At 64.7% G+C, this 22,001-nt stretch carries 25 protein-coding genes; 7 read left to right on the top strand and 18 right to left on the bottom strand.

The annotated features are described in order from the left end of the window. Positions 1-40: 40 nt before the first annotated feature. Positions 41-1,144 (top strand): NAD(P)H-dependent amine dehydrogenase family protein, encoded by a 1,104-nt coding sequence (locus tag ADBZ9O_RS00725; RefSeq protein WP_526527573.1) that lies wholly within the window; start codon positions 41-43, stop codon positions 1,142-1,144. Between the two features lie 21 nt (positions 1,145-1,165). On the opposite strand, the gene ADBZ9O_RS00720 is transcribed toward ADBZ9O_RS00725, so the two are convergent. Together ADBZ9O_RS00720 and ADBZ9O_RS00715 are read right to left on the bottom strand one after the other, a co-directional pair. Beyond that, on the bottom strand, positions 1,166-2,104 hold the full coding sequence (locus ADBZ9O_RS00720; protein WP_526527572.1) for a manganese catalase family protein: 939 nt from the start codon (positions 2,102-2,104) through the stop codon (positions 1,166-1,168). A 259-nt stretch (positions 2,105-2,363) separates the two neighbouring features. Further along, on the bottom strand, positions 2,364-2,690 hold the full coding sequence (locus ADBZ9O_RS00715; RefSeq protein WP_526527571.1) for a WhiB family transcriptional regulator: 327 nt from the start codon (positions 2,688-2,690) through the stop codon (positions 2,364-2,366). Positions 2,691-2,882: 192 nt separating this feature from the next. Here ADBZ9O_RS00715 and ADBZ9O_RS00710 point away from each other — a divergent pair, with 192 nt between their 5' ends. After that, positions 2,883-3,893 carry a DUF4331 family protein gene (locus ADBZ9O_RS00710; protein ID WP_526533752.1) on the top strand — a complete coding sequence of 337 codons (1,011 nt, stop codon included), beginning with the start codon at positions 2,883-2,885 and terminating at the stop codon, positions 3,891-3,893. Here ADBZ9O_RS00710 and ADBZ9O_RS00705 read toward each other — a convergent pair. The 6 genes from ADBZ9O_RS00705 to ADBZ9O_RS00680 form a co-directional block, all read right to left on the bottom strand. Beyond that, positions 3,886-4,779 carry a helix-turn-helix domain-containing protein gene (locus ADBZ9O_RS00705; RefSeq protein WP_526527570.1) on the bottom strand — a complete coding sequence of 298 codons (894 nt, stop codon included), beginning with the start codon at positions 4,777-4,779 and terminating at the stop codon, positions 3,886-3,888. The genes ADBZ9O_RS00710 and ADBZ9O_RS00705 overlap by 8 nt on opposite strands. Positions 4,780-4,870: 91 nt before the next feature. Continuing rightward, positions 4,871-5,749, bottom strand: a complete 879-nt coding sequence (locus ADBZ9O_RS00700) for an oxygenase MpaB family protein (RefSeq protein ID WP_526527569.1) — start codon at positions 5,747-5,749, stop codon at positions 4,871-4,873. A gap of 83 nt (positions 5,750-5,832) precedes the next feature. Beyond that, complete coding sequence (locus ADBZ9O_RS00695) at positions 5,833-7,245, bottom strand: MFS transporter (RefSeq protein ID WP_526527568.1); 1,413 nt, start codon at positions 7,243-7,245, stop codon at positions 5,833-5,835. A gap of 39 nt (positions 7,246-7,284) precedes the next feature. After that, on the bottom strand, positions 7,285-8,091 hold the full coding sequence (locus ADBZ9O_RS00690; RefSeq protein WP_526527567.1) for an SDR family NAD(P)-dependent oxidoreductase: 807 nt from the start codon (positions 8,089-8,091) through the stop codon (positions 7,285-7,287). Then, positions 8,088-9,755, bottom strand: coding sequence for an AMP-binding protein (locus ADBZ9O_RS00685; RefSeq protein ID WP_526527566.1), 1,668 nt, complete (start codon positions 9,753-9,755; stop codon positions 8,088-8,090). Before ADBZ9O_RS00685 ends, ADBZ9O_RS00690 begins: the two co-directional genes overlap by 4 nt. A gap of 99 nt (positions 9,756-9,854) precedes the next feature. Beyond that, complete coding sequence (locus tag ADBZ9O_RS00680) at positions 9,855-10,397, bottom strand: TetR/AcrR family transcriptional regulator (protein WP_526527565.1); 543 nt, start codon at positions 10,395-10,397, stop codon at positions 9,855-9,857. 111 nt (positions 10,398-10,508) lie between these two features. On the opposite strand from ADBZ9O_RS00680, the gene ADBZ9O_RS00675 reads away from it, so the two are divergent. Together ADBZ9O_RS00675 and ADBZ9O_RS00670 are read left to right on the top strand one after the other, a co-directional pair. After that, complete coding sequence (locus ADBZ9O_RS00675; RefSeq protein ID WP_526527564.1) at positions 10,509-11,150, top strand: NADPH-dependent F420 reductase; 642 nt, start codon at positions 10,509-10,511, stop codon at positions 11,148-11,150. 32 nt (positions 11,151-11,182) lie between these two features. Beyond that, positions 11,183-11,557, top strand: coding sequence for a nuclear transport factor 2 family protein (locus ADBZ9O_RS00670; protein WP_526527563.1), 375 nt, complete (start codon positions 11,183-11,185; stop codon positions 11,555-11,557). A 7-nt stretch (positions 11,558-11,564) separates the two neighbouring features. Here ADBZ9O_RS00670 and zwf read toward each other — a convergent pair whose 3' ends face one another. Further along, on the bottom strand, positions 11,565-13,067 hold the full coding sequence (zwf, locus tag ADBZ9O_RS00665) for a glucose-6-phosphate dehydrogenase (RefSeq protein WP_526527562.1): 1,503 nt from the start codon (positions 13,065-13,067) through the stop codon (positions 11,565-11,567). Positions 13,068-13,263: 196 nt separating this feature from the next. On the opposite strand from zwf, the gene ADBZ9O_RS00660 reads away from it, so the two are divergent. Beyond that, a complete protein-coding gene (locus ADBZ9O_RS00660) occupies positions 13,264-13,548 on the top strand; it encodes a DUF1330 domain-containing protein (protein ID WP_526527561.1) in 285 nt (94 codons plus the stop codon). Positions 13,549-13,558: 10 nt separating this feature from the next. Here the strand turns inward: ADBZ9O_RS00660 and ADBZ9O_RS00655 are convergent, their stop codons facing one another. Together ADBZ9O_RS00655 and ADBZ9O_RS00650 are read right to left on the bottom strand one after the other, a co-directional pair. Continuing rightward, the gene (locus tag ADBZ9O_RS00655; RefSeq protein ID WP_526527560.1) at positions 13,559-14,293 is read right to left on the bottom strand and encodes an SDR family NAD(P)-dependent oxidoreductase; all 735 of its coding nucleotides are present in this window, start codon (positions 14,291-14,293) and stop codon (positions 13,559-13,561) included. Positions 14,294-14,365: 72 nt separating this feature from the next. Next, the gene (locus ADBZ9O_RS00650) at positions 14,366-14,971 is read right to left on the bottom strand and encodes a TetR/AcrR family transcriptional regulator (RefSeq protein WP_526533750.1); all 606 of its coding nucleotides are present in this window, start codon (positions 14,969-14,971) and stop codon (positions 14,366-14,368) included. A 144-nt stretch (positions 14,972-15,115) separates the two neighbouring features. On the opposite strand from ADBZ9O_RS00650, the gene ADBZ9O_RS00645 reads away from it, so the two are divergent. Continuing rightward, positions 15,116-16,417, top strand: coding sequence for a cytochrome P450 (locus tag ADBZ9O_RS00645; protein WP_526527559.1), 1,302 nt, complete (start codon positions 15,116-15,118; stop codon positions 16,415-16,417). Beyond that, positions 16,417-16,614 (top strand): ferredoxin, encoded by a 198-nt coding sequence (locus ADBZ9O_RS00640; RefSeq protein ID WP_526527558.1) that lies wholly within the window; start codon positions 16,417-16,419, stop codon positions 16,612-16,614. The genes ADBZ9O_RS00645 and ADBZ9O_RS00640 overlap by 1 nt, the downstream gene beginning before the upstream one ends. Here ADBZ9O_RS00640 and ADBZ9O_RS00635 read toward each other — a convergent pair. The 7 genes from ADBZ9O_RS00635 to ADBZ9O_RS00605 all read right to left on the bottom strand — a co-directional run bounded on the left by ADBZ9O_RS00635 (position 16,598) and on the right by ADBZ9O_RS00605 (position 21,991). Beyond that, complete coding sequence (locus ADBZ9O_RS00635; RefSeq protein ID WP_526527557.1) at positions 16,598-17,365, bottom strand: L,D-transpeptidase; 768 nt, start codon at positions 17,363-17,365, stop codon at positions 16,598-16,600. The genes ADBZ9O_RS00640 and ADBZ9O_RS00635 overlap by 17 nt on opposite strands. 116 nt (positions 17,366-17,481) lie before the next feature. Beyond that, positions 17,482-18,288 (bottom strand): alpha/beta hydrolase, encoded by an 807-nt coding sequence (locus tag ADBZ9O_RS00630; protein WP_526527556.1) that lies wholly within the window; start codon positions 18,286-18,288, stop codon positions 17,482-17,484. Further along, entirely contained in the window at positions 18,288-19,052 is a 765-nt protein-coding gene (locus ADBZ9O_RS00625; protein WP_526527555.1) for an SGNH/GDSL hydrolase family protein, read from the bottom strand. The genes ADBZ9O_RS00630 and ADBZ9O_RS00625 overlap by 1 nt, the downstream gene beginning before the upstream one ends. A gap of 37 nt (positions 19,053-19,089) precedes the next feature. After that, positions 19,090-20,094, bottom strand: a complete 1,005-nt coding sequence (locus ADBZ9O_RS00620) for a magnesium transporter CorA family protein (protein WP_526527554.1) — start codon at positions 20,092-20,094, stop codon at positions 19,090-19,092. A gap of 28 nt (positions 20,095-20,122) precedes the next feature. Continuing rightward, positions 20,123-20,776 carry an FMN-binding negative transcriptional regulator gene (locus ADBZ9O_RS00615; RefSeq protein ID WP_526527553.1) on the bottom strand — a complete coding sequence of 218 codons (654 nt, stop codon included), beginning with the start codon at positions 20,774-20,776 and terminating at the stop codon, positions 20,123-20,125. Between the two features lie 10 nt (positions 20,777-20,786). Beyond that, on the bottom strand, positions 20,787-21,191 hold the full coding sequence (locus tag ADBZ9O_RS00610) for a TIGR03668 family PPOX class F420-dependent oxidoreductase (RefSeq protein ID WP_526533748.1): 405 nt from the start codon (positions 21,189-21,191) through the stop codon (positions 20,787-20,789). Between the two features lie 2 nt (positions 21,192-21,193). Beyond that, complete coding sequence (locus ADBZ9O_RS00605; protein WP_526527552.1) at positions 21,194-21,991, bottom strand: HugZ family pyridoxamine 5'-phosphate oxidase; 798 nt, start codon at positions 21,989-21,991, stop codon at positions 21,194-21,196. Positions 21,992-22,001: the final 10 nt, after the last annotated feature.

The raw sequence follows: 22,001 nt of genomic DNA, 5'->3' as shown, positions 1-22,001 counted from the left end.
CCTGTTCCAATTTTGCGACAGGCCCCGCATACTTCCATCCATGGCCATCCGTGTTGCGTTAATCGGTCCCGGCAACTGCGGCAGCCTGGCGCTGGCGCAACTCATCGAGGACCCCCGGTTCGAGCTGACCGCGGTCGGCGTCTCCTCCGACGAGAAGGTCGGCAAGGACGCCGGTGAGCTTGCGGGAGTCGGCAGCGGCGCCAGGGTCACCGGGATCATCGCCACCAAGGGGGTGGATGCAGCCCTGGCCACCGCACCGGATTGCCTGGTGTACACCGCGGACGGTGACACCCGGATGCCCGAGGCGATGGCCGATGTCATGCGATTCCTCGCGGCCGGAATCAATGTCGTCGGATCGGCGCCCGGTGTACTCCAGTATCCGTGGGGCGTGATCCCGGACAAATACATCGGCCGAGTGGAAGATGCGGCCGGCCAAGGTAACTCGACCATCTTTATCACCGGCGTGGATCCTGGCTTCGGTACCGACCTGCTTCCACTGGCGATTGCCAGCACGTGCCAACGAATCGAACAGATCCGCACGATGGAGATCGCCGACTACGCCACCTATGACGGTGCGACGGTGATGTTCGACGTCATGGGATTCGGCAACGCTATCGGCGACTTTCCCATCCTGTTCCAGCCGGGAGTCCTGAGCATCGCCTGGGGTACCGCGATCCGTCAGCTCGCCGCGGGCCTCGGTATCGAGGTCGACGAGATCAGGGATTCGGTCGAACAGGAACCGGCGCCGGAGGATTTCGACGTCGCTGTCGGGCATATCGCCAAAGGCACCGTGGCGGCTCTGCGGTTCCAGATCGAGGGCCTGGTGAAGGGTCAGCCCGCCATTGTGGTCGAGCACGTCACGCGGTTGCGCGCGGACCTGCGCCCAGACTGGGCGCAGCCGGCCCACCCCGGCGGTTCGTATCGGGTCGAGATCACCGGCGAGCCGTCCTACTTCGTCGATATCGTGCCGACCAGCCAACATGGTGGTGCCCCCTATGCGGCGATCCTCGCCGCCGCCGGGCGCATCGTGAACTCGATACCGGCGGTGATCGCCGCACCGGCGGGTATCGCCACCACCTTGAACCTGCCGTTCGTCACCGGCGCCGGGGTGTACCGCCCCGCAGAGGTCACGGGGATCAGCTGATGGCGGCCCGCCTGAGCGTCTTTACTCCGCTGCGCCGTTGGTAGCGATCTCGACCTCGGCGGTGGCCTGGATGAGCGCCAGCAGGTCCTTGTCCAAACCGGGCGCGAACTCCTCGCGACGTTCAGGGGCGATGGTCATCGGGAATCCCTCTGGCATCACGGCGGTGCTGAGCTCGGTACCGTCATTCGACGGTGACGCCCCTCGGTACAACTTGTCAGCCTGGCTCTGATCGTCGGAGCTGAAGGTGTACTGGATACTTTGCAGACCCATATCGGTGAGCTTCTTCACCTCGGGGAACCGCTCAGCGTTGGTCTTGGGAATCGGCAGTGCGGCACCCCAATTGACGCCCAGGCTCTCCAGCGCCTTGGCGAAGGCGTTCTCGTGCGCCTGATCGCGGACGATCAGGTAGGCGATCGTGGAACGAGCCGCCTTATTGTCGGTCATCTCATAGATCCGACACTTCTGCAGTCGTCCGGTCGACTCCAGCATCAGGTTGTACAGCAGATCGAGCACCAGGTTGCCGCTGTTGTAGACGTAGGAGCCAAGCCACGGGTTGCCGGCCGCATCCACGGGGAGAGCACCTTGCGCGCCAACGAGAAAGTGGTGGATGTTCCCGGTGTCCAGGGCGATCTTCAACGGCGTCGCACCCTTGTCGCCCGGCTTGTCGACGGGGTCGGTCTTCTTGCCGCTGTACTCGGGTGATCCGTCCAGCAGTCGCGCGATGGTGGTACCGATCAACTCGACGTGGCTGATCTCCTCGGTTCCGACGCCCTGGATCAGGTCCTTATAGGGCTTTGAGGCGGCATCCCCGCGGAAGTTGATGCTCTGGAAGAGGTACTGCATCATCGTGCGCATTTCGCCGAACTGGCCGCCGAGGCCTTCCTGCAGGGCGTTAGCGGCGGCGGGATCGGGCTCGTCAACAGCGATATCGTTGATGAGTTGCTGGGTGTGCAGGTACATGGTTCTCCTCTGTTGCCGCCGTGCGCCGATCCACAGGCACAACGAACGACGATGGGGCAGTTGGCATCCGGGCACATCGCTGTTCGCTCAGCTCTGTGCCGCGCTGATAGAGCGCTGCGTGCGCCGGCGACTTTGGTTGTCGGGGCCGGCGATGCTCAGTTGCAAACGAAGCAGGCAGCGTTGGGTGCTTACCCGTGACTTCCCGCGGTAAACGCCGATGGCAGATCGGCTTTCCGCAGCGCGGCTCCGGTGGCGGCGTTCAGACCGCCGGCGCCCGTCGCACCGTCAGGAGGCGAGCGCGCTCTCTGGCCGTCATCGCGCCCCAGATTCCATGCGGCTCCGGGGTGCGCAGGGCGTGATCGCGACACTGCTGCAGGACGGGGCACTGCCGGCAGAGGCTTTTCGCCGCGTTCTCGTGCCGACGCCGCTCCGTGGTCGCGTGGTCGTCGGGGAAGAAGAGTTCGGCGGCTGCGCCTCGGCATTTGCCCTGCAGCTGCCAATCCCATGCGGCTTCCGTGGCAGGCGGCAAGCTCAGGCAGTGCGCTTCCCGCGCAAACGACGACAGATACCTACGCTGTGTAGCCATTTCCGCCGACCTCCCAGTGTCCCATTTGCATCAATTGACACAACTGTCACAAGTGCTGTCGGAGATGGATGACGATCTGTTACGCCAACGTCCACAACGTTCCTGAACAGCGGGGAAACGTGCTTCCCGGATTCGGTGGCGCCGATTAGTCTGATTTTCTTGGCCAACGGCTGGCTCATCGAGAGGGCTATCGTGTCGAATCACTTCACCGGGCTGGATCTGGGACCACCTCTTGGCGATCAGCGGTTGGATCTGTGTGATCTGTACGCCTTCCAATCGCCCAGCGATCCGGCCAGGACCGTGTTGATCCTCAACGCCAACCCGACCGCGGGACCGTTGCACCCCGACGCGATCTACCGGCTGGCGGTCGACAACGACGGCGACCTGTTGAACGACGTAGCGTTCAGCTGTGTGTTCTCGACTCCGGTTGACGGCCGCCAGACCGTCGATGTCTACCTGGCAACCGGTGAGCAGGCGCGCGATGTCGAGGCGGTGGGAACCAAAGTCTTCGCCGACGTCGAGGTGTCCTTCGGGCCGCAGCCCAATATCGCCACGTCCGGCGAGCTGACCTTCTTCGCTGGTGCCCGCAGCGATGCGTTCTTCTTCGACTTTGATGGCGTCAAGAACCTGTTTGACACCAGTGGTGGACGCAACTTCACTGCGATGACCAAGTCCGGCGAACCGCCTTGGACAGGAACGGATTCCAATACCGAGGCCAATGTCTTTTCGATGGTGATCGAGGTGCCGACCAGCCTGCTCGGCGCGAACCCGGATATCCGGATCTGGGGCCGGTGCAGTCTGCGGCACGACGGCGCACTCGAACACGTTGATCGGGCCGGGCACCCGTCGGTCAGCAGCTTCTTCAATACCGACGACACCAAGCTGGAGTACAACGCCAGCGAGCCGGTGCATGACAAAGAACGCTGGACTGGGCAGTTCGTACACCTGATGGGCCATACCGGCGGCTACACCGAGGACGAGGCGGTGGCGGCCATCGACGACGAGGGCACCCTGCCCGACATGCTGCACTTCGACACCTCGCGGCCGGCCGAATACCCGAACGGCCGGGTGTTCACCGATGACGTCATCGACTACCGGCTGCATTTCCTTTCGAAGGGAGACATTCCGCCGTCCGGCTTGTCACCACATACCGACACCCTGACCGAGTTTCCTTATCTAGGTACGCCGCACCCCGCTAGCTGAGGTGACGGGTCTGTTCCGAGGGCAGGTTCTCGTGACTGGCCGCCCAGGATGCCAACAGTTTCAGACCGTCGGATGCTGGTGTGCCCGCGGCGGCGGTGTAGATGTTGAGCGCCAGGCCCGGTTCGGACGGCACTTCCATGGCCTCGAAATCGAGATCGAGCTGCCCAACCGCGGGATGGCGCAGCCGCTTGCGGCCCGAGCGATGGAACCGCACGTCCTGGGATGCCCATCGCTTCCGGAAAAGCTCGCTGCGCGTGGATAATTCGCCGATCAACGCGATCAGTTCCTCATCGTGCGGGTTGCGGCCAGCCTCAAGGCGCAGCATTGCGGCGGCGTCGCGGGTGATCTGGTCATAGTCGACGAAGAACTGCTCGGCAGCTTGGGGCTGCAGGTAAATGAACCGGGTGGTGTTCGCCGGTCGCCGCGGGTCGGCGAGCACGGGGGCGTACAGCGCGCGGGCAAGCTGATTCATCGCCAGTATGTCGTGACGGCCGTTGCGAAGCCACGCGGGTGCGTCGCTGACAGCATCGAGGACCTGCTGCAGCACCGGACGGACAGTGGACGTGGTCTTGCGTCTGCGGCGAGTGCTGCCCGGTCCAGCTTCCCTGGCCAATGCGAATAGGTGCTCCCGCTCGGCTTCGTCGAGCTGAAGCGCTGAGGCCACTGCGTCGAGGACGCCGTCGGAGGCACCACCGAGGCTGCCGCGCTCCATCCGTACGTAGTAGTCCACCGAGACGCCTGCGAGCAGGGCCACCTCCTCGCGCCGCAGGCCCTTGACCCGGCGGTTGCCGCCGTAGGCGGGAAGCCCCGCCTGTTCGGGATTGATGCGTGCGCGCCGCGAGCTGAGGAATTCCCGGATCTCACCGCGCGAGTCCATCGTGCTCATGCCTGTCAACGGTAGAGGTGCACGCTCCCGCGCGGGAGGCACTGCTGGTACCTGGTTTGACAGATACCCCGCGCGGTCTGTGTGCGCGTTTCTAGGCCTCGCGTCCGGCCGCCATGGCCCAGCGCAGGCCACCGACGAGAGTGCTACCGGCCCAACGTATCCCGGTCGCCTCCACGAGTGGCAGGTAAGGCAGCCGCAGGGGCAGCCGAGCCCAGGCGGGCAGCATCGACACCGAGGTGGCGGCGAGCAGCGCATACGGCGCCCTGGCCAGTACCGGTAGCGGCGGGGTGAGAAGCAGGAACCGCGCCGCATCGCGAGCCGCAGCGGTGCCGCGCAACTCGGGTCGGTAGGCCGCTATGCGGGCGCGCAGTTCCTGTTCGGTGCGCGGTGGATCCGGTACGCCAAGCGCGGCGGCGACCGTTGCGGTGTCTGCCACGTAGCCGTCACGGCCGGCCTGGTCGAGGTGCCCGGCGCCGTAGCGCTGATACGCCAGCAGGAAGCTGTCCACTTCGGCGATATGCACCCACTCCAACAGATGTGGATCCGACGCGTGATACCGCTGCCCGTCTGGCGCGGTGCCCTGGACCCGCCGATGGATACCGCACACTTTGTCGACGGCGCGCTGGGCGTCGGTGGCAGGACCGTAGGTAGTGACGGCGAGGAAGGTGCTGGTGCGTTGCAGGCGGCCCCACGGATCGCCGCGGTAGTCCGAATGTTCGGCCACCCCGGCCATCGCCAGCGGATGCAACGACTGGAACAGCAGCGCCCGCAGACCGCCGACGAACATCGACGCGTCACCGTGGACCTGCCGGATCGGCCGGTCCTCGGCGAACCAGCGTGGGCCGGGGGTGTCATGGATACGCGCGCGGTTCGCCGGCCCATCCTTACCTGCCACCAGCCCGAATAGTCCACGCCCAAGAGTTTCTCTGATATCGCCCAGTTCACGGGCCATGGGTGGAGTGAGAGGCATGGCCCAAACGTACGCCGGCCTGCGCGGCAGTCGGAGCCAGAAGCCGTCACCCGCGAGCAGTGCGGCATCGAAATCCCGGAAGCCTAGGGGAGTGGCGGGGTACGCGGCATAGCGAGGACCGCGACGGCAGTCACCACGGCAACTATCAGTACCCCGGTGAACACCGCCGCTGAGCCTGATTTGATGGCTCCCGCTCCGATCGCGTGGAGATCGCCGGGCCCGAAAATCGAGTTCGCGATCGCGCCGAAGACGGCGACGCCGACGGCACTACCCAATGAGCGCGCAAACATGTTGTTGCCGGTCACGACGCCGCGCTCATGCCAGTCGACGCTGGACTGTGCCGCGATCAGAGTCGGGACGGCCAGCAGCCCCATCCCGACACCGATCACGAAGCAAACCGTCGCGATCACAGCGACGTTGGGCCGATGGGCCAGCAGCGCCAGCACGGATGCCCCGACGATCACCAGTGCGGCGCCCGCCATCGCCGTCGACTTGAAACCCCATCGCAGGTAGAACTTCCCTGCCACGCTGGCCGCCAACGGCCAGCCGATCGTCAGTGCGGCCAAGGCAAGTCCAGCGACAATGGGCGAAACCCGCAGGGCGCCTTCGAGATACGTGGGTACATAGGATGTCAGACCCATCAGGATAGCGCCCACGCCGAACGCGACGATGGTGGTCGCGCACAGGAGACGCCGGGAAAATACCCACAGCGGCAGCACTGGGTCAGCGGCATGGCGTTCGACGACGACGAACGACGCCAACAGGACCGCGCCCGCGGCGAACGCCGCGATGCTCTGCGGTGACAGCCAGGCCCAGCTCTCACCGCCGCCGAGGACGCCCAATACCAGCGACGTCAGCGCTGCGGCCAGCAGTACCGCGCCCAGTGTGTCGACCTTCCGGTGCTTGGGTGTGATTGTCTCGTGGAAGTGCCGGTGAAACATCCACGCTGCCATCAGGCAGAGCGGGATGTTGATCAGGAACACACCACGCCAGATACCCAGTTGGGAGAACACGCCGCCCAGCATCGGTCCGATAACCGAGGACACCGCCCACACGCTGGCCAGGTAGCCCTGTACGCGGGCGCGTTCGGCCAACGTGTAGATGTCGCCGACGATCGTCATGGCCGTCGGTTGGACCGCGCCCGCGCCGAGACCCTGGATAGCACGAAAAGCAATTAACGCAAACATGTTCCAGGCCAGCGCGCACAGTATCGAGCCCACCAGGAACAGAGCGATACCCAGCAACAGAATCGATTTACGGCCGAACAGGTCGGAGAGTTTCGCGTAGATCGGCGTGGTGACTGCCTGCCCAAGGAGGTAGGCAGAGAACAGCCAGGGGAACTGTTGGAAGCCGCCCAACTCGCCGACGATGGACGGTATCGCCGTCGCCAGCACTGTTGCATCGATGGCGACCAGGCCGACGCTCAGCATGATCGAGATCAGGACTGGGCCGCGCTCTGAACGGAACCCAACCCCGGCTTCTGTGGTGGGGTTCAACGCCGACCTTCCGTTGTTGGTCCCCCGCCGGTACAGAGCCTACATATGCGTTCCGCCGTCGATCCGTAGCTCGGTTCCGCTGATGAAATAGGCGTCGGGGGAGCCCAGCATCGCCACCGCCGCGGCGACCGCGTCGGGTTGGGCGAACATGCCCCCGTCGGCCAACGGCAGCACCGGCATGATCTTCCCGAACAGGGAGTAGTCGGCGTCATCGGGCAGGCCCGGGCCGACACTTTGTTTGGATTCTCCGGTGCCGTCGGTCATCCCCGACGAAATCGATCCGGGCTGAACCGAATTGAAGCGGATGCCGTCCTTGCTGAATTCCAGGGCCAACGAGTGCGTCATCGCCTGGATACCGCCCTTGGATGCGGCATAGGCCGACATGTACGGATGAGAGAACGATGCGGAGGTGGAGCTGAAGTTGACCACTGCGGGTCCGACGCCGTTGCGTAGGGCGGGCAGCGCTTCGCGCGTCACCAGGAAGGTCCCGATGAGGTTGACGCGCAGCACCTGCTCGAAATCGGCCAGCGTCGTGTCAAGGAAATGCGATGAGCGCAGGATGCCTGCGACGTTGACCAGGGTGTCCAGCCCGCCCAGGGTCGCCACCGCGGCCGCCACCCCCGCCCGCACCGACTGTTCGTCTCCGACGTCCATGCGCACCGTCGATAGTCGGTCGCCGTGCGCTCCGGCCTTGGTGGCCGTGTCCGACAACCCTGATTCGCTGATATCTGCCGCGACTACCCGACCACCCTCGTCGAGGATGCGCAGCACGCTGGCCTGGCCGATACCGGAACCGCCCCCGGTGATCAGCACGCGGCGGTCGGTGTAGCGCTGCAAGGTCGTCATGAGGTGGTCACCAGGCTCTCGGCCGCGATTGCCTTTGCCCACCGGTAGTCGGCCTTACCTGCGGGTGAGCGCACCACCTTGGCGGTGTGGATGAACGCCTTCGGGATCTTGTAGCGCGCGATACTTCGCGTACACACCTCGACGAGCTCTTCGTCGGTGGCCGAGGTGCCGTCGGCGAACTGCACGATCGCCACCACCTCGCTGCCCCAGCGCTCCGACGGGCGGCCGACAACGACGACGTCGTACACACCTGGGTGCGCGGCAATTGCGCGCTCAACCTCTTCGGCGAAGACTTTCTCGCCGCCGGTGTTGATGGTGACCGAGTCACGACCGAGCAGCTCGATGCTGCCGTCGGCGAGGATGACTGCCTTATCGCCGGGGACTGACCAGCGCACGCCGTCGATGGTCGGGAAGGTGCGGGCGGTTTTGGCTGCGTCGCCCAGGTACCCCAGCGGGATGAGGTCGCGACGGGCCAGCCAGCCTTCGCCGTCGCCGGGATCCAGCACGCGGCTGTAGTCCGACGCGATGACGGTCGTATCGCCCTGGGGTGTGAATGTCGCTGCCCTGGGGGCGGTTCCGGCAGCCGCCATCGTCGTCATCTGCATACCGGACTCCGAAGAACCGACTGCGTCCAACAACATGATGTGCGGGAGTGCGGCCAGAATGCGTTCTCGCACCGTCGGAGACAGCGGTGCGCCACCGTTGCTGAAGGTGACCAACCCGGACAGGTCGTAGTCGCCTTTCTCGAGTTCATCCAGTAACGGTCGGGCGATCGCATCGCCGACCACCGGGATGCTCAAAACCCGTTCCCGCTCCGCCAGGCGCAGCGCGGCCTCGGGCCGCAACCGGTCGACATCGTCGGGGATCACCAGCCGACCGCCCATGGTGACGGCGTGGAACGCCGCCCACTGCGCGGCGCCGTGCATGAACGGCGGAATCATCAGCATCGACATCGCTCCGGCGGCCTGCTGCGCTTGCGCGCCGATGGCGTCATACGAGCTGTGCGGGGTGTCGCTGCCAAATGGCTTGCCGCCCATGGCCGAAATGAAGATGTCGTGCTGACGCCACAGCACGCCCTTGGGCATACCGGTGGTTCCGCCGGTGTAGAGCAGATAGAGATCGTCACCGCTGGGCGTGGGCAGTCCCGCCGCAGGGCCCGGTGTCGCGGTGATCGACTCGTAGTCGACAGCGCCGGGCAGCAGCTCATGGCCGGACTCGTCAGCGACCTGGATGAGCACCTTGAGGTCTGGCAGCTTGCCGCGAATGGCGGCGACGCGCGGGGCGAACTCGGCGTTGTAGACCAGCGCGGCGGCTTTGGAGTCGTTGAGCAGGTATAGCAACTCTTCTTCGACGTAGCGGTAGCTCACGTTGAAGGGCGCAACTCGGGCGCGGTAGCCGCCGATCATCGCCTCGAGGTACTCGTTGCCGTTCCGCAGGTACAGGCCGAGGTGGTCCTGACCCGATTCGTGACCCGCAAGATCGGCGCGTTCGGCATGACAGCCGAGGCCGGCGGCCGCCAAGTAGTGCGCGACACCGTCGATCCTGGCATCGACCTGTGCGTAACTCAGGCGCTTGTCGCGCCACACCAGGAAAGGCTGATCCGGGATGGCATTTGCGACGGTGGAAAACACTGTCGACAGGTTGAAACTGACTGAGCCGGTCATGGCACTCCTGGGTTCCTGGGTTCGTGGCAGGCTAGCCGAATCCCGACGTCAAATCTAGAACGCGTTCTAGTTTGGCGTCCAGTGTGCCAAAAACCCGTGCTAATCCGGCCGCCAGGCGCGCAACGCAATATCGGCGACCGCGCGGAGGCGTGCCTGAGGTACGCCGTCGCGCGCACGTGCGGCCAAGCCATTGAGGAGCACGACGATGAATTCTGCGAGGTCGTCGGGATCGGCGAAATCCGGGCGGTCGGAGGCCGTGTTCAGGCGGTCGGCAATCGCAGCCCGCCCCTCGTCGCGCCGATCGGCCAGCAGAGGATCGGAGTTGATCAGGCAGCCGTGCGGATGTTCTTCGCTGGTGTACTCCGCCACCGCAAGTTTCAGTGTCTGCTCAACGAACTTCTCTGCAGTCGGTGCGCTGCGGGCCTGCGCAACGGGGACGGTGGGACGCTGGGCGTAAGCCTCGACCACCTCGTCGTACAACTCGCGCTTGCCGCCGAACGCGCCGTACAGGCTGGGTGAAGAGATTCCCATTGCGGCCGTCAGTTGACTGACCGATGTGCGGTCGAATCCGCCGTTCTCCCAGAACACGTCCATGGCCTGTCGAAGCGCGGTGGTGCGATCGAACTCTCGGGGGCGGGCCATGACGACGAGTCTACGGTTCTGTGTCGATCGTTACGTAATCTGTTACGCTCCGGTGTGTTATTTCATAACGATCGACACAAAATAAGCGCACAACGTAGGGAAAGATCTGCGATGACCTATGCCATCATCGGCTCCGGCAACATCGGTTCGGCCCTCGCACAGCAATTTGCGCGAGCCCAGCTACCTGTCCAGGTGGCTACCGCCAGAGGAGTGGCCGCCGTGGGGCGTCTCGTCGAGCAGTTTGGGCCGACGATCATCCCGACGGAGGTGGCGAGGGCGCTGCACGCCGACGTGGTGATTCTGGCCGTGCCTTTCGAAGCCGTCCGCGCTCTTGTCGAGCTGATACCTGACTGGAGTCAGCGCATCGTCGTCGACGCCACCAACGCCATCGACTACGCCGACTTCTCGCCGGCTGACCTGGACGGACGCCCCTCGTCGGACCTGGTGGCCGAGTGGGCGGTGAACGCCCGCGTCGTCAAGTCATTCGGTTCCACCTGGGCCAAGGTGCTTGCCCGCGATCCGGCCGACAGCCATGGCGGCCGTCGCGTCTTGTTTCTGTCCGGCAACGACTCTGGCGCGAACATGGCGGTGAGCGAGTTGATCACCGCGTTGGGATTCGCCGCAGTCGACCTGGGCCGCAACGACGAAGGCGGTCTCCTCCAGCAATTCGGTGGCCCACTGACGACGCTGAGCCTGATCTCTCAGCCGATCGGCGGCACACGCCCAGATGAGATGGACCTCATCAACCTGTAGGTAAGTAGTTCCGATCCCGACCCTGGAGAGATATGTCAGACACGTCCGAAATTGTTGCCTTGATGAACGCGAACCTGTTCGACGTTTTCAATGAACCCGACGAGCAGAGGCGCGCTACGGCGATCGCCCGTACGTACGCTCCTGACGTCGAGTGGACCGACGCCGAAGGTGTGTCGACGGGTCGAGAAGCCTTGAGTGCCAAAGCAACCGCACTGATCGCTACGTTGGCCGGGATGGAGTTCTCGGCCGACGGGCCGGTCCATGAGCTGCCAGGATTCGGCTACCTGGCCTGGACCCTCGCTCCCCCCGGCGGGCAGGTCGTGGTCAGCGGCCTCGACGTGGCCTTGGTCAAAGATGGTCTCATCGCGGCGCTGTACACCGTGGTGACCAACGCTCCCCAGGGGTGACGGGCCGCTACTTCTCCTTCTTCTCGCGCCAGGCCCGCTCGAAGGGCAGTCGCCAGGCATTCGGCGCGATCAATTGGTGGATGGCGTTGGGCCCCCACGTGCCGGGCGGGTAGACCTTCACCGGCGGCGGATCCGTCAAGAGCTGCGACGACCGCTCCCAGAGCGACTCGATACCTTCGGCAGTCGTGAAAAGCGTGTGATCCCCGCGCATCGCGTCCAGGATCAACCGCTCGTAGGCCTCCAGCACATCGCCCTGGGAGTCGGTCTCCTGTGTGGAGAACTGCATGGAGAGCTTGTCGAGTTTCATCCCAGGTCCTGGTCGCTTGCCATAGAACGACAATGACACCTTGGAGCTGTCGGCCAGATCGAAGGTGAGGTGATCAGGACCTTGGGAGCCGACACCGGAACCGGCGGGGAACATCGTCCGCGGGGCCTCTTTGAACGCGATCGAGATGATGCGCATCCCCTCGGCCATCCGCTTACCCGTGCGCAGGTAGATCGGTACCCCGGCCCAGCGCCAATTGTCGATACCGACTTTGAGGGCGATGAACGTCTCGGTATCGGAATCCCTTGCCACACCGGCCTCTTGGCGGTATCCCGCATACTGCCCGCGAACCACATGGTCGCACTGGATCGGCAGCATCGACCGGAAAACCTTGTTCTTCTCCTCGCTGATCGCACGCGGTTCCAGTGCCGTCGGCGGTTCCATCACCACGAAGGCCATCACCTGCAGCAGGTGGGTGACCACCATGTCTTTGAACGCGCCGGTGCTCTCGTAGAAGTTCGCCCGCTGGTCGAGGCCGAGGGTCTCGGGGATGTCGATCTGGATGTGGTCGATGAAGTTGCGGTTCCAGATGGGCTCGAACAGGCCATTGGCGAAGCGGAACGCCAGGATGTTCTGGGCGGCCTCTTTACCGAGGAAGTGGTCGATGCGAAAGATCTGGCGCTCACGGAACGTCTCGTGCACGAAATCGTTGAGCTCGATCGCGCTGGCGAGATCGGTGCCGAACGGCTTCTCCATCACCACGCGCGATCGCTCGACGAGGTTGGCTTCCTTGAGCATGGTGATGACGGCCTTGGCGGCCTTGGGCGGAACGGACAGATAGTGCAGCCTGCGGGCGTCGGGGCCAAGTTGAGCTTCGGCGGCGGCCACCGCCGCCGCCAGTGCGTCGGGACCGTCGCCCTGGGGGACGTAGGTGATCCGATTGGCGAAAGCGGCCCACTGCTCGTCGGTCAGCTTGTGAGTGCCGAAGGAGTCAACAGCCTCTTTGGTCAGGGTGCGAAATTCGTCGTCGGTGAGCTCTTCCAGCGACGTGCCCACCACCCGGATCTCGGGCGCCAAGGCCGACTGCACGAGATAGGCCATCCCGGGAAGTAGCTTGCGTTTGGCCAGGTCGCCGGTGGCGCCGAACAACACGATGACGTGTGGTTCGAGCGCGTCGCTATCGTGCCGCAGCGGCCGCGCTCCTGGAGCTGGGTAGGCAATGGTCTGTGCTGAGTCGGTGGCCACGTCGGGGATGATTCCACTCGGCCAGCACCTGCGCACGGCAGATCGCCAGTCGGCAACCTTGGCGAGTGTGGGTATTCACGCGAAAACGCTCACCGCCTTTGGATATTGACGATGCCGCCGCCGTCTGGAAATCTCATCGCCCGTGTATGAGAGCGGGATTCTCACCAAGGAGACCCGCATCGGGCCAAGGAGAGTTATGCCAAAGGGTTACGTCGTCGTCAGCGAAGACATCAAGGATCCCGAAGGCATGAAGGCCTATATGGCGCAGGCCGCGAAATCCTTTTCACCCGAGATCAAGATCCTCGCGATGGACCCCAACGCCGAGTTCGCCGAAGGTGACGGACAAGGCCAGGTGGTCCTGATGGAGTTCGAGTCCCTCGAGGCGGCCAAAGCCTGGTACCACTCCGAGGAGTACCAGAAGGCCGTCCCGCTGCGACAGGCCGCAGCCGCCTGCCAACTGACAATCTTCAGCGGCTTTTAGATCGCGCCGGTCAGGTGTTGCGCCCGCCGTTGACGCCGATGATCTGGCCGGTGATGTAGCCGGCCTCTTCGGAGACCAGAAATGCACACGTCGCCGCGATGTCTTCCGGCTTGCCAATCCGCCGGACCGGCGTCGCGGCGATGGTCTTCTCGATATCGCCGAGGTTTCCCCGCTCCTCGGCTTTGCGCAGCATCGGGGTGTCGATGAAACCTGGCGGCACGGCGTTGACGGTGATGCCCTTCGGTCCGTACTCCAGGGCCAGTGATTTGGTCAGCCCGTTGACAGCGGACTTGGCCGAGACGTAATGCGTCATGAACGGGGTGCCCGAGTGCGTGCTCGATGACGAGATGTTCACGATGCGCCCCCAGCCGGCATCGATCATGTCGGGCAGGACGGCCTGGATGATGTGGAAGACGCCGTGCAGGTTGACGTTGACCACCTTCTGCCATTCCTCGAACGAGATCTTCAGGAACGGCTTGAACCCATCCAGTCCCGCGGCGTTGACCAGGACCGCGACCGGGCCCAGTTCCTCGTGAATGCTCTTCAGCGCGGCGTCGATCTGTGCTCGGTCGGTGACGTCGACGGCATAGGAATGTGGCGCGTCACCGGGATTCAGGTCGAAGACGGCGACCTGGAAGCCGTCCGCGCCGAGTCGGGTGGCGATGGCCTTACCGATGCCCGATGCGCCGCCGGTGACGATGGCGACTTTCGAGGCGACTTTCGCGGCGGCATTCGACGTTGACATGACACTTCCTTCCAATGGGGCGGACTGGCCCGTTATTCGAAAATGGTTGGTAGATATGGAGTCTGGAGTCGGCTAGGACGCATCGGGCGTAGTGAGCTTGGTGGTGCGCGGGGCGCGCAGCCCCAACGCTCGCCGTCCTGTCTCGACGAGGTAGCGGCGCAGATCGTCGCGGGCCAGGCCCGCGAAATTGGGTCCAGAGGCCCCGGCGATACCGGCCAGCACCATGGCCGCCTTGACCATGCCGCCCGGGCCCGGTTCGACATCGGCGAGCAGGGCCATCTGGCGGTCGATCAGCTCGTCCCAGACGCGTCGAGTGCGCAGCATTTCGGCGACTGCGGGGTCCGCGGCCAACACCGCGACAACGCGGTCTTCGACGGCCAACTCGGCGAATCCATTGAGCATGTGATCGGCCCTGGCATGGGTGCCGCGCATGTGTTCGGCGGCCTCGACGACCACCCGTAGGCGCTCAAGGATGGGCTCGACCACAGCATCCAGAAGTTGTTCACGGGTCCGAAAATGGTGGTAGATAGCAGCTTTGGTGAAACCAAGCTCATCGGCGATCATCTGCAGAGAGGTGCCCGCGTAGCTGTACTTGGTGAAGAGGTCGACGGCGACATCGATCAGTCGCTGCCGGGTGTCGATCCCGCCGGTGGTCGCGACTACTGCGGCAGAAGCCATCATTTCCTCCTTTGTTCCTTGTCGATCGTATAGTAGCTTACTAGTCGATCGTAAAGCAGATGGCTTGACGATCGGCTAGTCTCAGGCGAGCGAGTGAACGACCAGGCCGCGGTGCCCTAGCACGACGAAGTGGAAGCGAAAACGATGACCGAACTTGAGCAGCTGGATTTCTTCACCGATCAGACCCTCGTCGCCGATCCGTATCCGTATATGGCGGCGATGCGCCAAGGCTGCCCGGTGCGGCGCGAACCCCACAAAAACGTGATGATGGTGACGGGTTACGACGAGGCGCTGGCGGTTTTCGGTGATTCAGAGAATTTCTCGTCCTGTTCGGCGGTCACCGGGCCGTTCCCCGGTTTCCCGGTGCCGCTCGAGGGTCGCTCCGATGACGAGGTGTCGCAGCTCATCGACGAGCACCGCGATGAGCTGCCGTTCAGCGATCAGGTCACGGTGATGGATCCGCCCACCCATACCGCGCACCGCGCGCTGCTGATGGGGTTGATCACGCCCAAGCGGCTCAAGGCCAACGAAGAATTCATGTGGCGTCACGCGGACAATTACCTGGAGCCGTACCTGGCCTCTGGCGGTGGCGATTACATCCGCGGGTTCGCCGCACCGTTCACCCTGGCGGTCATCGCCGATCTCCTCGGCGTCCCCGAAGAAGACCGAGCTGAATTCGCCACCAGGATGGACCATCGCCAAGGTGGGGTTGGCAGCACCGGTTCCGGTTCGATGACCCACAGTCCGTTGGAATACCTGTATGAGAAGTTCTCCGGGTACATCGAGGACCGCCGCCGTGCGCCCCGCGCCGATGCGCTCACCGAGATGGCGGCTGCCACCTTCCCCGACGGTTCCACACCGGAGGTGATGGATGTGGTCCGGATCGCGGCCAACCTGTACACCGCAGGCCAGGAGACCACCGTCCGGCTACTCAGCGGTGCCTTGCTGATGCTCGCCGAGCGACCGGATCTGCAGCAACTGCTACGTAGCGAACCCGACCGCGTCGCCAATTTCGTCGAGGAGATGTTGCGCCTGGAGAGCCCGGTCAAAGGTGACTTCCGGTTGGCCCGGCGATCGATCACCATCGGGGGCGTCGATATACCGGCTGGCACCACGGTGATGGTGATGAACGGTGCCGCCAATCGTGACCCGCGCCAGTTCGAGGATCCGGACACATTCGATGTTGCGCGCTCAAATGCCCGCCGCCACATCGCTTTCGGTCGCGGGGTGCACACCTGCCCCGGTGCTCCGCTGGCGCGGGCGGAGGCCAGGGTCAGCATCGAGCGACTCCTTGCCAAAACCAGCGCGATCACCATCTCCGAGGAACACCACGGTCCCGCCGACGCGCGTCGCTTGCACTACGTTCCGACGTTCATCCTGCGCGGCCTGACCGAGCTGAACCTCGACGTCGTATCCGCCGGAACGGCCGAGAGAGACCCGGCTTGATGAAGGTGGTCATCGACGATGACCGGTGCGGCGGTCACGGGGTGTGCGTGGGCCTGTGCCCTGAGGTATTCACCCTGACCGACGACGGCTATGCCGAGGCGATGGCTGGCGAGATACCGGGGCAGTTCGCCGGGGCGGTCCGGGAGGCGATCAGCGCGTGTCCGGAACACGCCATCAGTGTCAGGCCTGAACGATGATCGGGTCGCCGATACTGACCGTGTCGTAGTACCAGGCAGCGTTGTCGGGGCTGAGGTTGACGCAGCCATGGCTGACATTCGCCACGCCCTGCGAAGCCACCGACCACGGCGCGGCGTGGACGTAAACGCCGCCCCAGGTGACGCGGACCGCGTCGTAGACGGTCAGCTTGTAACCCTCGGGGTCACTGAGCGGAATACCGATGGTGCGGGAGTCCATCACCACGGGGGACTGCTTCTCCAACGCGGTGAAGGAGCCAATTGGTGTGGTGTGGTTCGGCTTACCCATCGAGGCGGGCATATCGCGCACCACCTGGCCGTCGATGCTGACGGTGAAGGTATGCGCCGAGAGGTCGGCGACGCCCACCACCGCGGCGTTGGTCCCGAAACTCATCGGCATCCCACCGGCGAACAGTTTGATCTGGGAGTGCGCGGGCCAGTAGGTGTCGGGGGTGAACTGGACGCTTGCGGGGGTGGTCCACTCGAACCGGCCGGTGGCGTCCTTCGGCGAGACGAAGTGGATCGACTGCTCGGCGGTGGTGCGATCGGCGACGGGTCCGGCGAATGTGACGGTGACCGGCATACCCACTCCGACGAGGTCACCGGCCGCCGGGCTGACTGCGGCAACCGCAGGCATCGGCGTTGGGACGGCCGCCTGTCCGGTGGTGGTCGTGGTCGCCAGTGCCACAGTGGTGACACCCAACACCACGAGGGCATAACGCAGACTTCGCGACGCCTTGATCATCCCGACCATCCCTTCACCTGCGAACCGGCAAACTCATCCCGGCCACCGAAAGCCTACTGGCCGACGGTCGTTTGCATTGCTCACAGCCTGTGTTGTCAGGAAAATCGCAGATCGCAGAGGTTGTGTTACAAACCTTTCCCAACCAGCCAGCTGTCGATGCGTCCGGCAACTGCGGCCCAACGTGGTTCCAGCATCATGTTGTGGCCCATCGCCGGAAAGAACTCGGCCTGGGTCCGATACGCCCGCGCCGTCGCCAGCACTTCCCGCCTGTTGAAGAAACCATCCCATTCGGCACCGAGAACCAGCACAGGTGCGGTCACCTCTTCGGGCCGTGCCAGGTCGCCGAACGTCAGGTCCCGGTACAACACCCGGGTGCTCTCGTCCTGGAGCCGACCGACGTAACGAACGATGAGTTCCTCTGGGGTGTCGCGGCTGTAGAACAGCGCCCGCGCGATCTCGCGCGTGCCGAAGAAGTCCAGCGGCTTGCCGACCGTCCTGGACCTGGCGCAGTGCCGCGGATGGTTTGCCACGATGCGCGCCATCGCGGGCAGCAGACCGCGGGGCGGCGCGGAGGCGACGAGCACGCCCGCGGGTGCGTCGTGGGCGGCCAGATACTTCTGCACGACGAAGCCGCCCATCGAATGGCCGATCACCACCGGCGGGGTCGGCAAACCCTGGGCAACGGTGTGCACGTCGTACACATAGTCGGCGACCGAGCACTGGTTCAGCGCGGTCGGCGAAGCGCTGTTTCCGTGGCCGCGCAGGTTCAGCGCCAGGGCGTGATATCCCCGATCGGCGAAGAATTCTAGAAAGTGTTCATCCCAACACCACGCTGCGTGGAAGGCGCCGTGAACGAACAGCAGGGGTGTCGGATGCTGAGCATCTGCTGCACCCTTGTCGACCACCTCGGGTGCTGCCCACCCTTGCGTCATCACCTAACGCCTTGCAGTGCAGGGCGTTTCGCGGCCCGGCCATCAAAGGCGGAACGGCCCCGCAGATGCCGCCAGATCCACGGCGCAAGCATGTTGCGGGTCCACTGCAGCTGCGCGTAGGCGCGGGCACCGGGCCCAGGTGCATCGCCGGCGCCATCTGAGTGGGCCCAGGCGTGATCGCTGCCTGGCAGTCCGAGGGACTCGGCTGCAGCTGCGGCAAAGAGGATGTGTCCCTTGGTTGATGCGTGTAGCCGGTCGGTGCTCCAGGTATCGCGTTCGGTCATCGACGGCGCGGCGTAGAGATCCACCAGGTTGAACCCGTATTGCGTTGCAGCGCTGCGGATCGCGGCGTTGATCCGGATGATCCGAGCGGCCAGCAACCGACCCACCGGCAGGGTTTTCGCCACATCGGGGAACGTCGTCGTCACCACGGTGGCACCCGAATCGGCCAACCGCGCGTGCAGCGTGTCGAGCTGGACGAGGGCCCGTTCAAAAGAACGCCCGGGCAGTGTCGCGTCGTTCATCCCGACGCAAACCGTGATGAGATCGGGGTTCATCGACAACGCCTGTGGCAGTTGGTCGTGGAGAACATCGCCGACTCGCTTGCCGCGGACCGCGAGGTTGGCGTACAGCAGGCCGGGGTAGAGCTCATCGAGGCGGCCGGCCAGCCGATCGGCAAATCCCAACAGGGCGCTCGAATCGTCGCCGTCCCACAGGCCTTCGGTCTGGCTGTCGCCGATCGCGACGTAGCGGGTGAAACCCATGACGGGGACCTTAGCGGTCCCCGGAATCAGCGCTGGGTCACAGCCAGTCACGGCGCCGGAAGCCGACGTAGAGCGCCGCGACGATCACCACGATCAACGCGCTGCTGGCGATGAAGCCCCAGCTCACCCCGTAGCCCGGATAGGGCACGTTCTGCCCGTAGAAACCGGTGATCGCCGTGGGTACGGCGATGATGGCCGCCCAACCGGTGAGTTTTTTCATCACCGTGTTGAGTCGGGCGTCCTGCAGCGACAGATTGGTCTCGAACACGGTGGTGACCATGTCGCGCACCGATTCGGTCCACTCCGAGACCCGCAGGACATGGTCGTAGAGATCGACATACAGCGGGTCGAGCTCGGGTGCCTTGTTCGCGTCGAGTCGGTGATGCTGGATGGCGTTGACCACCTCACGCATGGGTAGCACCACCCGCCGCAGGCTGACCAGGTCCTTGCGCAAGCTGAAGGTGCGACGTTGCAACCCCGACTTCTGTGACGGCGGGTCGAAGAGTTCGTCCTCGATGGCTTCCACGCTGTCGTCGAGGACCTGCACCGCGTCGAAATGCCCGTCGACCACGACATCGAGCAATCCGTGCACGAGCGCGCTGACGCCGTACTGCTGCCCGCCGAGCTCATCCCAGCGTTGCGACACCAGGTCGATATCCCAGTCCGGCGCCAACCTGACGGTGACCAGGCCCCGCGGCAGGACGAACGCCGAGATGCGGTGTTTGGACAATTGCGACAGCGAATCGTCGGTGGTGCTCGGCGGCACGATATCGACCGCGTAGACCGTGAAAAACGTATGGGTGCCGTAGACCGTCGCCTTGACCCGCTCCGATGGCGCGACCGCATCCTCGACGGCCCAGATATTGAGGCCCAGCTCAGCGGCCAGCTCGGAGAGGGCCTCGTGGTCGGGGTTATACATATCGACCCAGAACAGCGCGTCGTCCTCGACGAGATAGTCGGAGATGCTGTCGAAGTCGAAATCGTCCTGCGGTTTGCCGCCCCGCCAAACCCGGCCGCGGATACTGCATCCGGGCGGTGTCATCTCGCCATCACATCACAGCGATCCGTGGTTAGTCTGGCAGCCCGGCCGTCATCCCTGTTTCCATTGCCCGTCTTTCCATAGCCAAGGCGATCGCCTCGGCCCCCGCGTCGTCCTCGCCGCGCAGACCGGCGATGACGCCGCGCTGGTCCGCGGCGGACCGGTTCTGGCTGAGCTTGGCCTTCGCTTCGACACGGTGCACGGTGAACTCCAGGCCGACGATGCCGCCCAGCTGACCCTGCAGGTAGGCCTGCGGTGCGTCGGTGATCCGCCATGGCTGGGCGCGCGCGCTTTCGTGTTCGACGGTGAGCCGCTCCACCGCCTCGTGTAGCCAGCCCGGGTCGTGGTGCACGCGCACCGTGCCGGTGAGGTGCACGGCGCTGTAGTTCCAGGTCGGGACGACGCGGCCGTGTTCGTATTTCGCGGCGTACCACGATGGGCTGATGTAGGCCTGCGGGCCGGCGCAGATCAACAGCGCCGGACTGTCATCGGCCAGAGTTCGCCACTGCGGGTTGGCGCGCGCGATATGGGCCACCACGGTGTGGTGCTCCCAGATGATGGGAAGCAATGTGGCGGTGGGGAATCCGTCGGTGTCGACGGTCACGAACTGCGCCGATCCGATATCGGCCACCATGGCCCGGACGACTGCCTCGTCATCGACGGTGTTGAAGGCCGGGGTGTACATGAACTTGAGATTAGCCTGACCAGGATGCCCAGCGGGTCACCTCGATGGCGATCACCGGTCCATCCAGCGAAACGGATTCATACTGAGGGTATTTGGCCCGAAGCAGGGTTTGTCCGAGCTCGACGACGGTGTCGTCGTGGTGTACGCGGGCGATACCGTCGGCGCGCACCCACCACAGCTGGCTCCAGTCCTGTCCATAGTGGTCGACCAGCACGCTGACCCGAGGGTTCTGTTCGATATTGACCAGCCGCCGCAACCGTTGGGTCGTCTTCGGTTTGCCATCAATGGCGGTGTAAACGGTATCTTCGTGCACCGCGAACGCGATTGGCACCAGGTGCGGCACCCCGTCGGCCGTAGCCGTCGCGAGTCGGGCCACTGATGCGTCAGCGAACCGATCCTTGGTCCGTTGGTCGATCGTCACTTCCGCGCGATCTCCACTAGTTTCACTGTGGCGGAGCGTAACTCGCCGACCGAGTCGATGGGGTCGGCGTACCCGACGCGGGTGTAGGCGACACCGCGTTGGGTGGTGACCTTGAGGTCGAGCCCGTAGCGGTCGGCGCCCGTGCACAGCGCGGAGACCGTATCGGGGAAACCGCCGAGCGCGCGCGCCATCAACGCCAGCGACTCGGCGTGATCGGCGTTGAGATGGGCGATCGCTCCTGCGGCGTGGGGCTGCACCGGGTCGGGGGCTGCCGCCGAATACGCCTCGGCCGTCGCGGAATCCATCCGGCCATAACCACCCACCCATCGCACCCGGTGCACCCGCAGCACCCATAACGCGAAATCGCTGTAGTCGACGTAGTACTTGGCGGCGGGTACCGCGGCGATATGCGCGGCCCTGGCGGCGGCCAATTCGTCACCGGCCGGGTGCTCTACTACCCCGGCGAGGGTGATCCGGCCGTTAGCGAGCGGGTCAGCGTCGGTCGCGGGCGCAACGATCGCGATGCTGGCGCGCTGGTCACGTGCCAGGTTGCGGCCGTGTTCGGCCATCTGGGAGACACACAGCACCGGCGCACCGTCGAGCAACCCGTACGTGACAAACGATGCCCACGGATCGCCGGTCGCGGTGAGGCTCGCCAGGGTGCCGGTGTTGGTGGTCGCGGCGATGGTCCTGGCCTCCTCGGCCGCCGTCGGCCGGACCGGGTTGACCACCTCGGTCAGCGGAGAAGGAACCGAAGGTGCATCACCAGGGTCGCCGTGATCGCGTGCTGCCACGCGCCGGACA

The organism is Mycobacterium sp., assembly GCF_965229105.1.
Classification (GTDB): domain Bacteria; phylum Actinomycetota; class Actinomycetes; order Mycobacteriales; family Mycobacteriaceae; genus Mycobacterium.
This window is presented reverse-complemented; position numbering and strand designations above follow the sequence as displayed.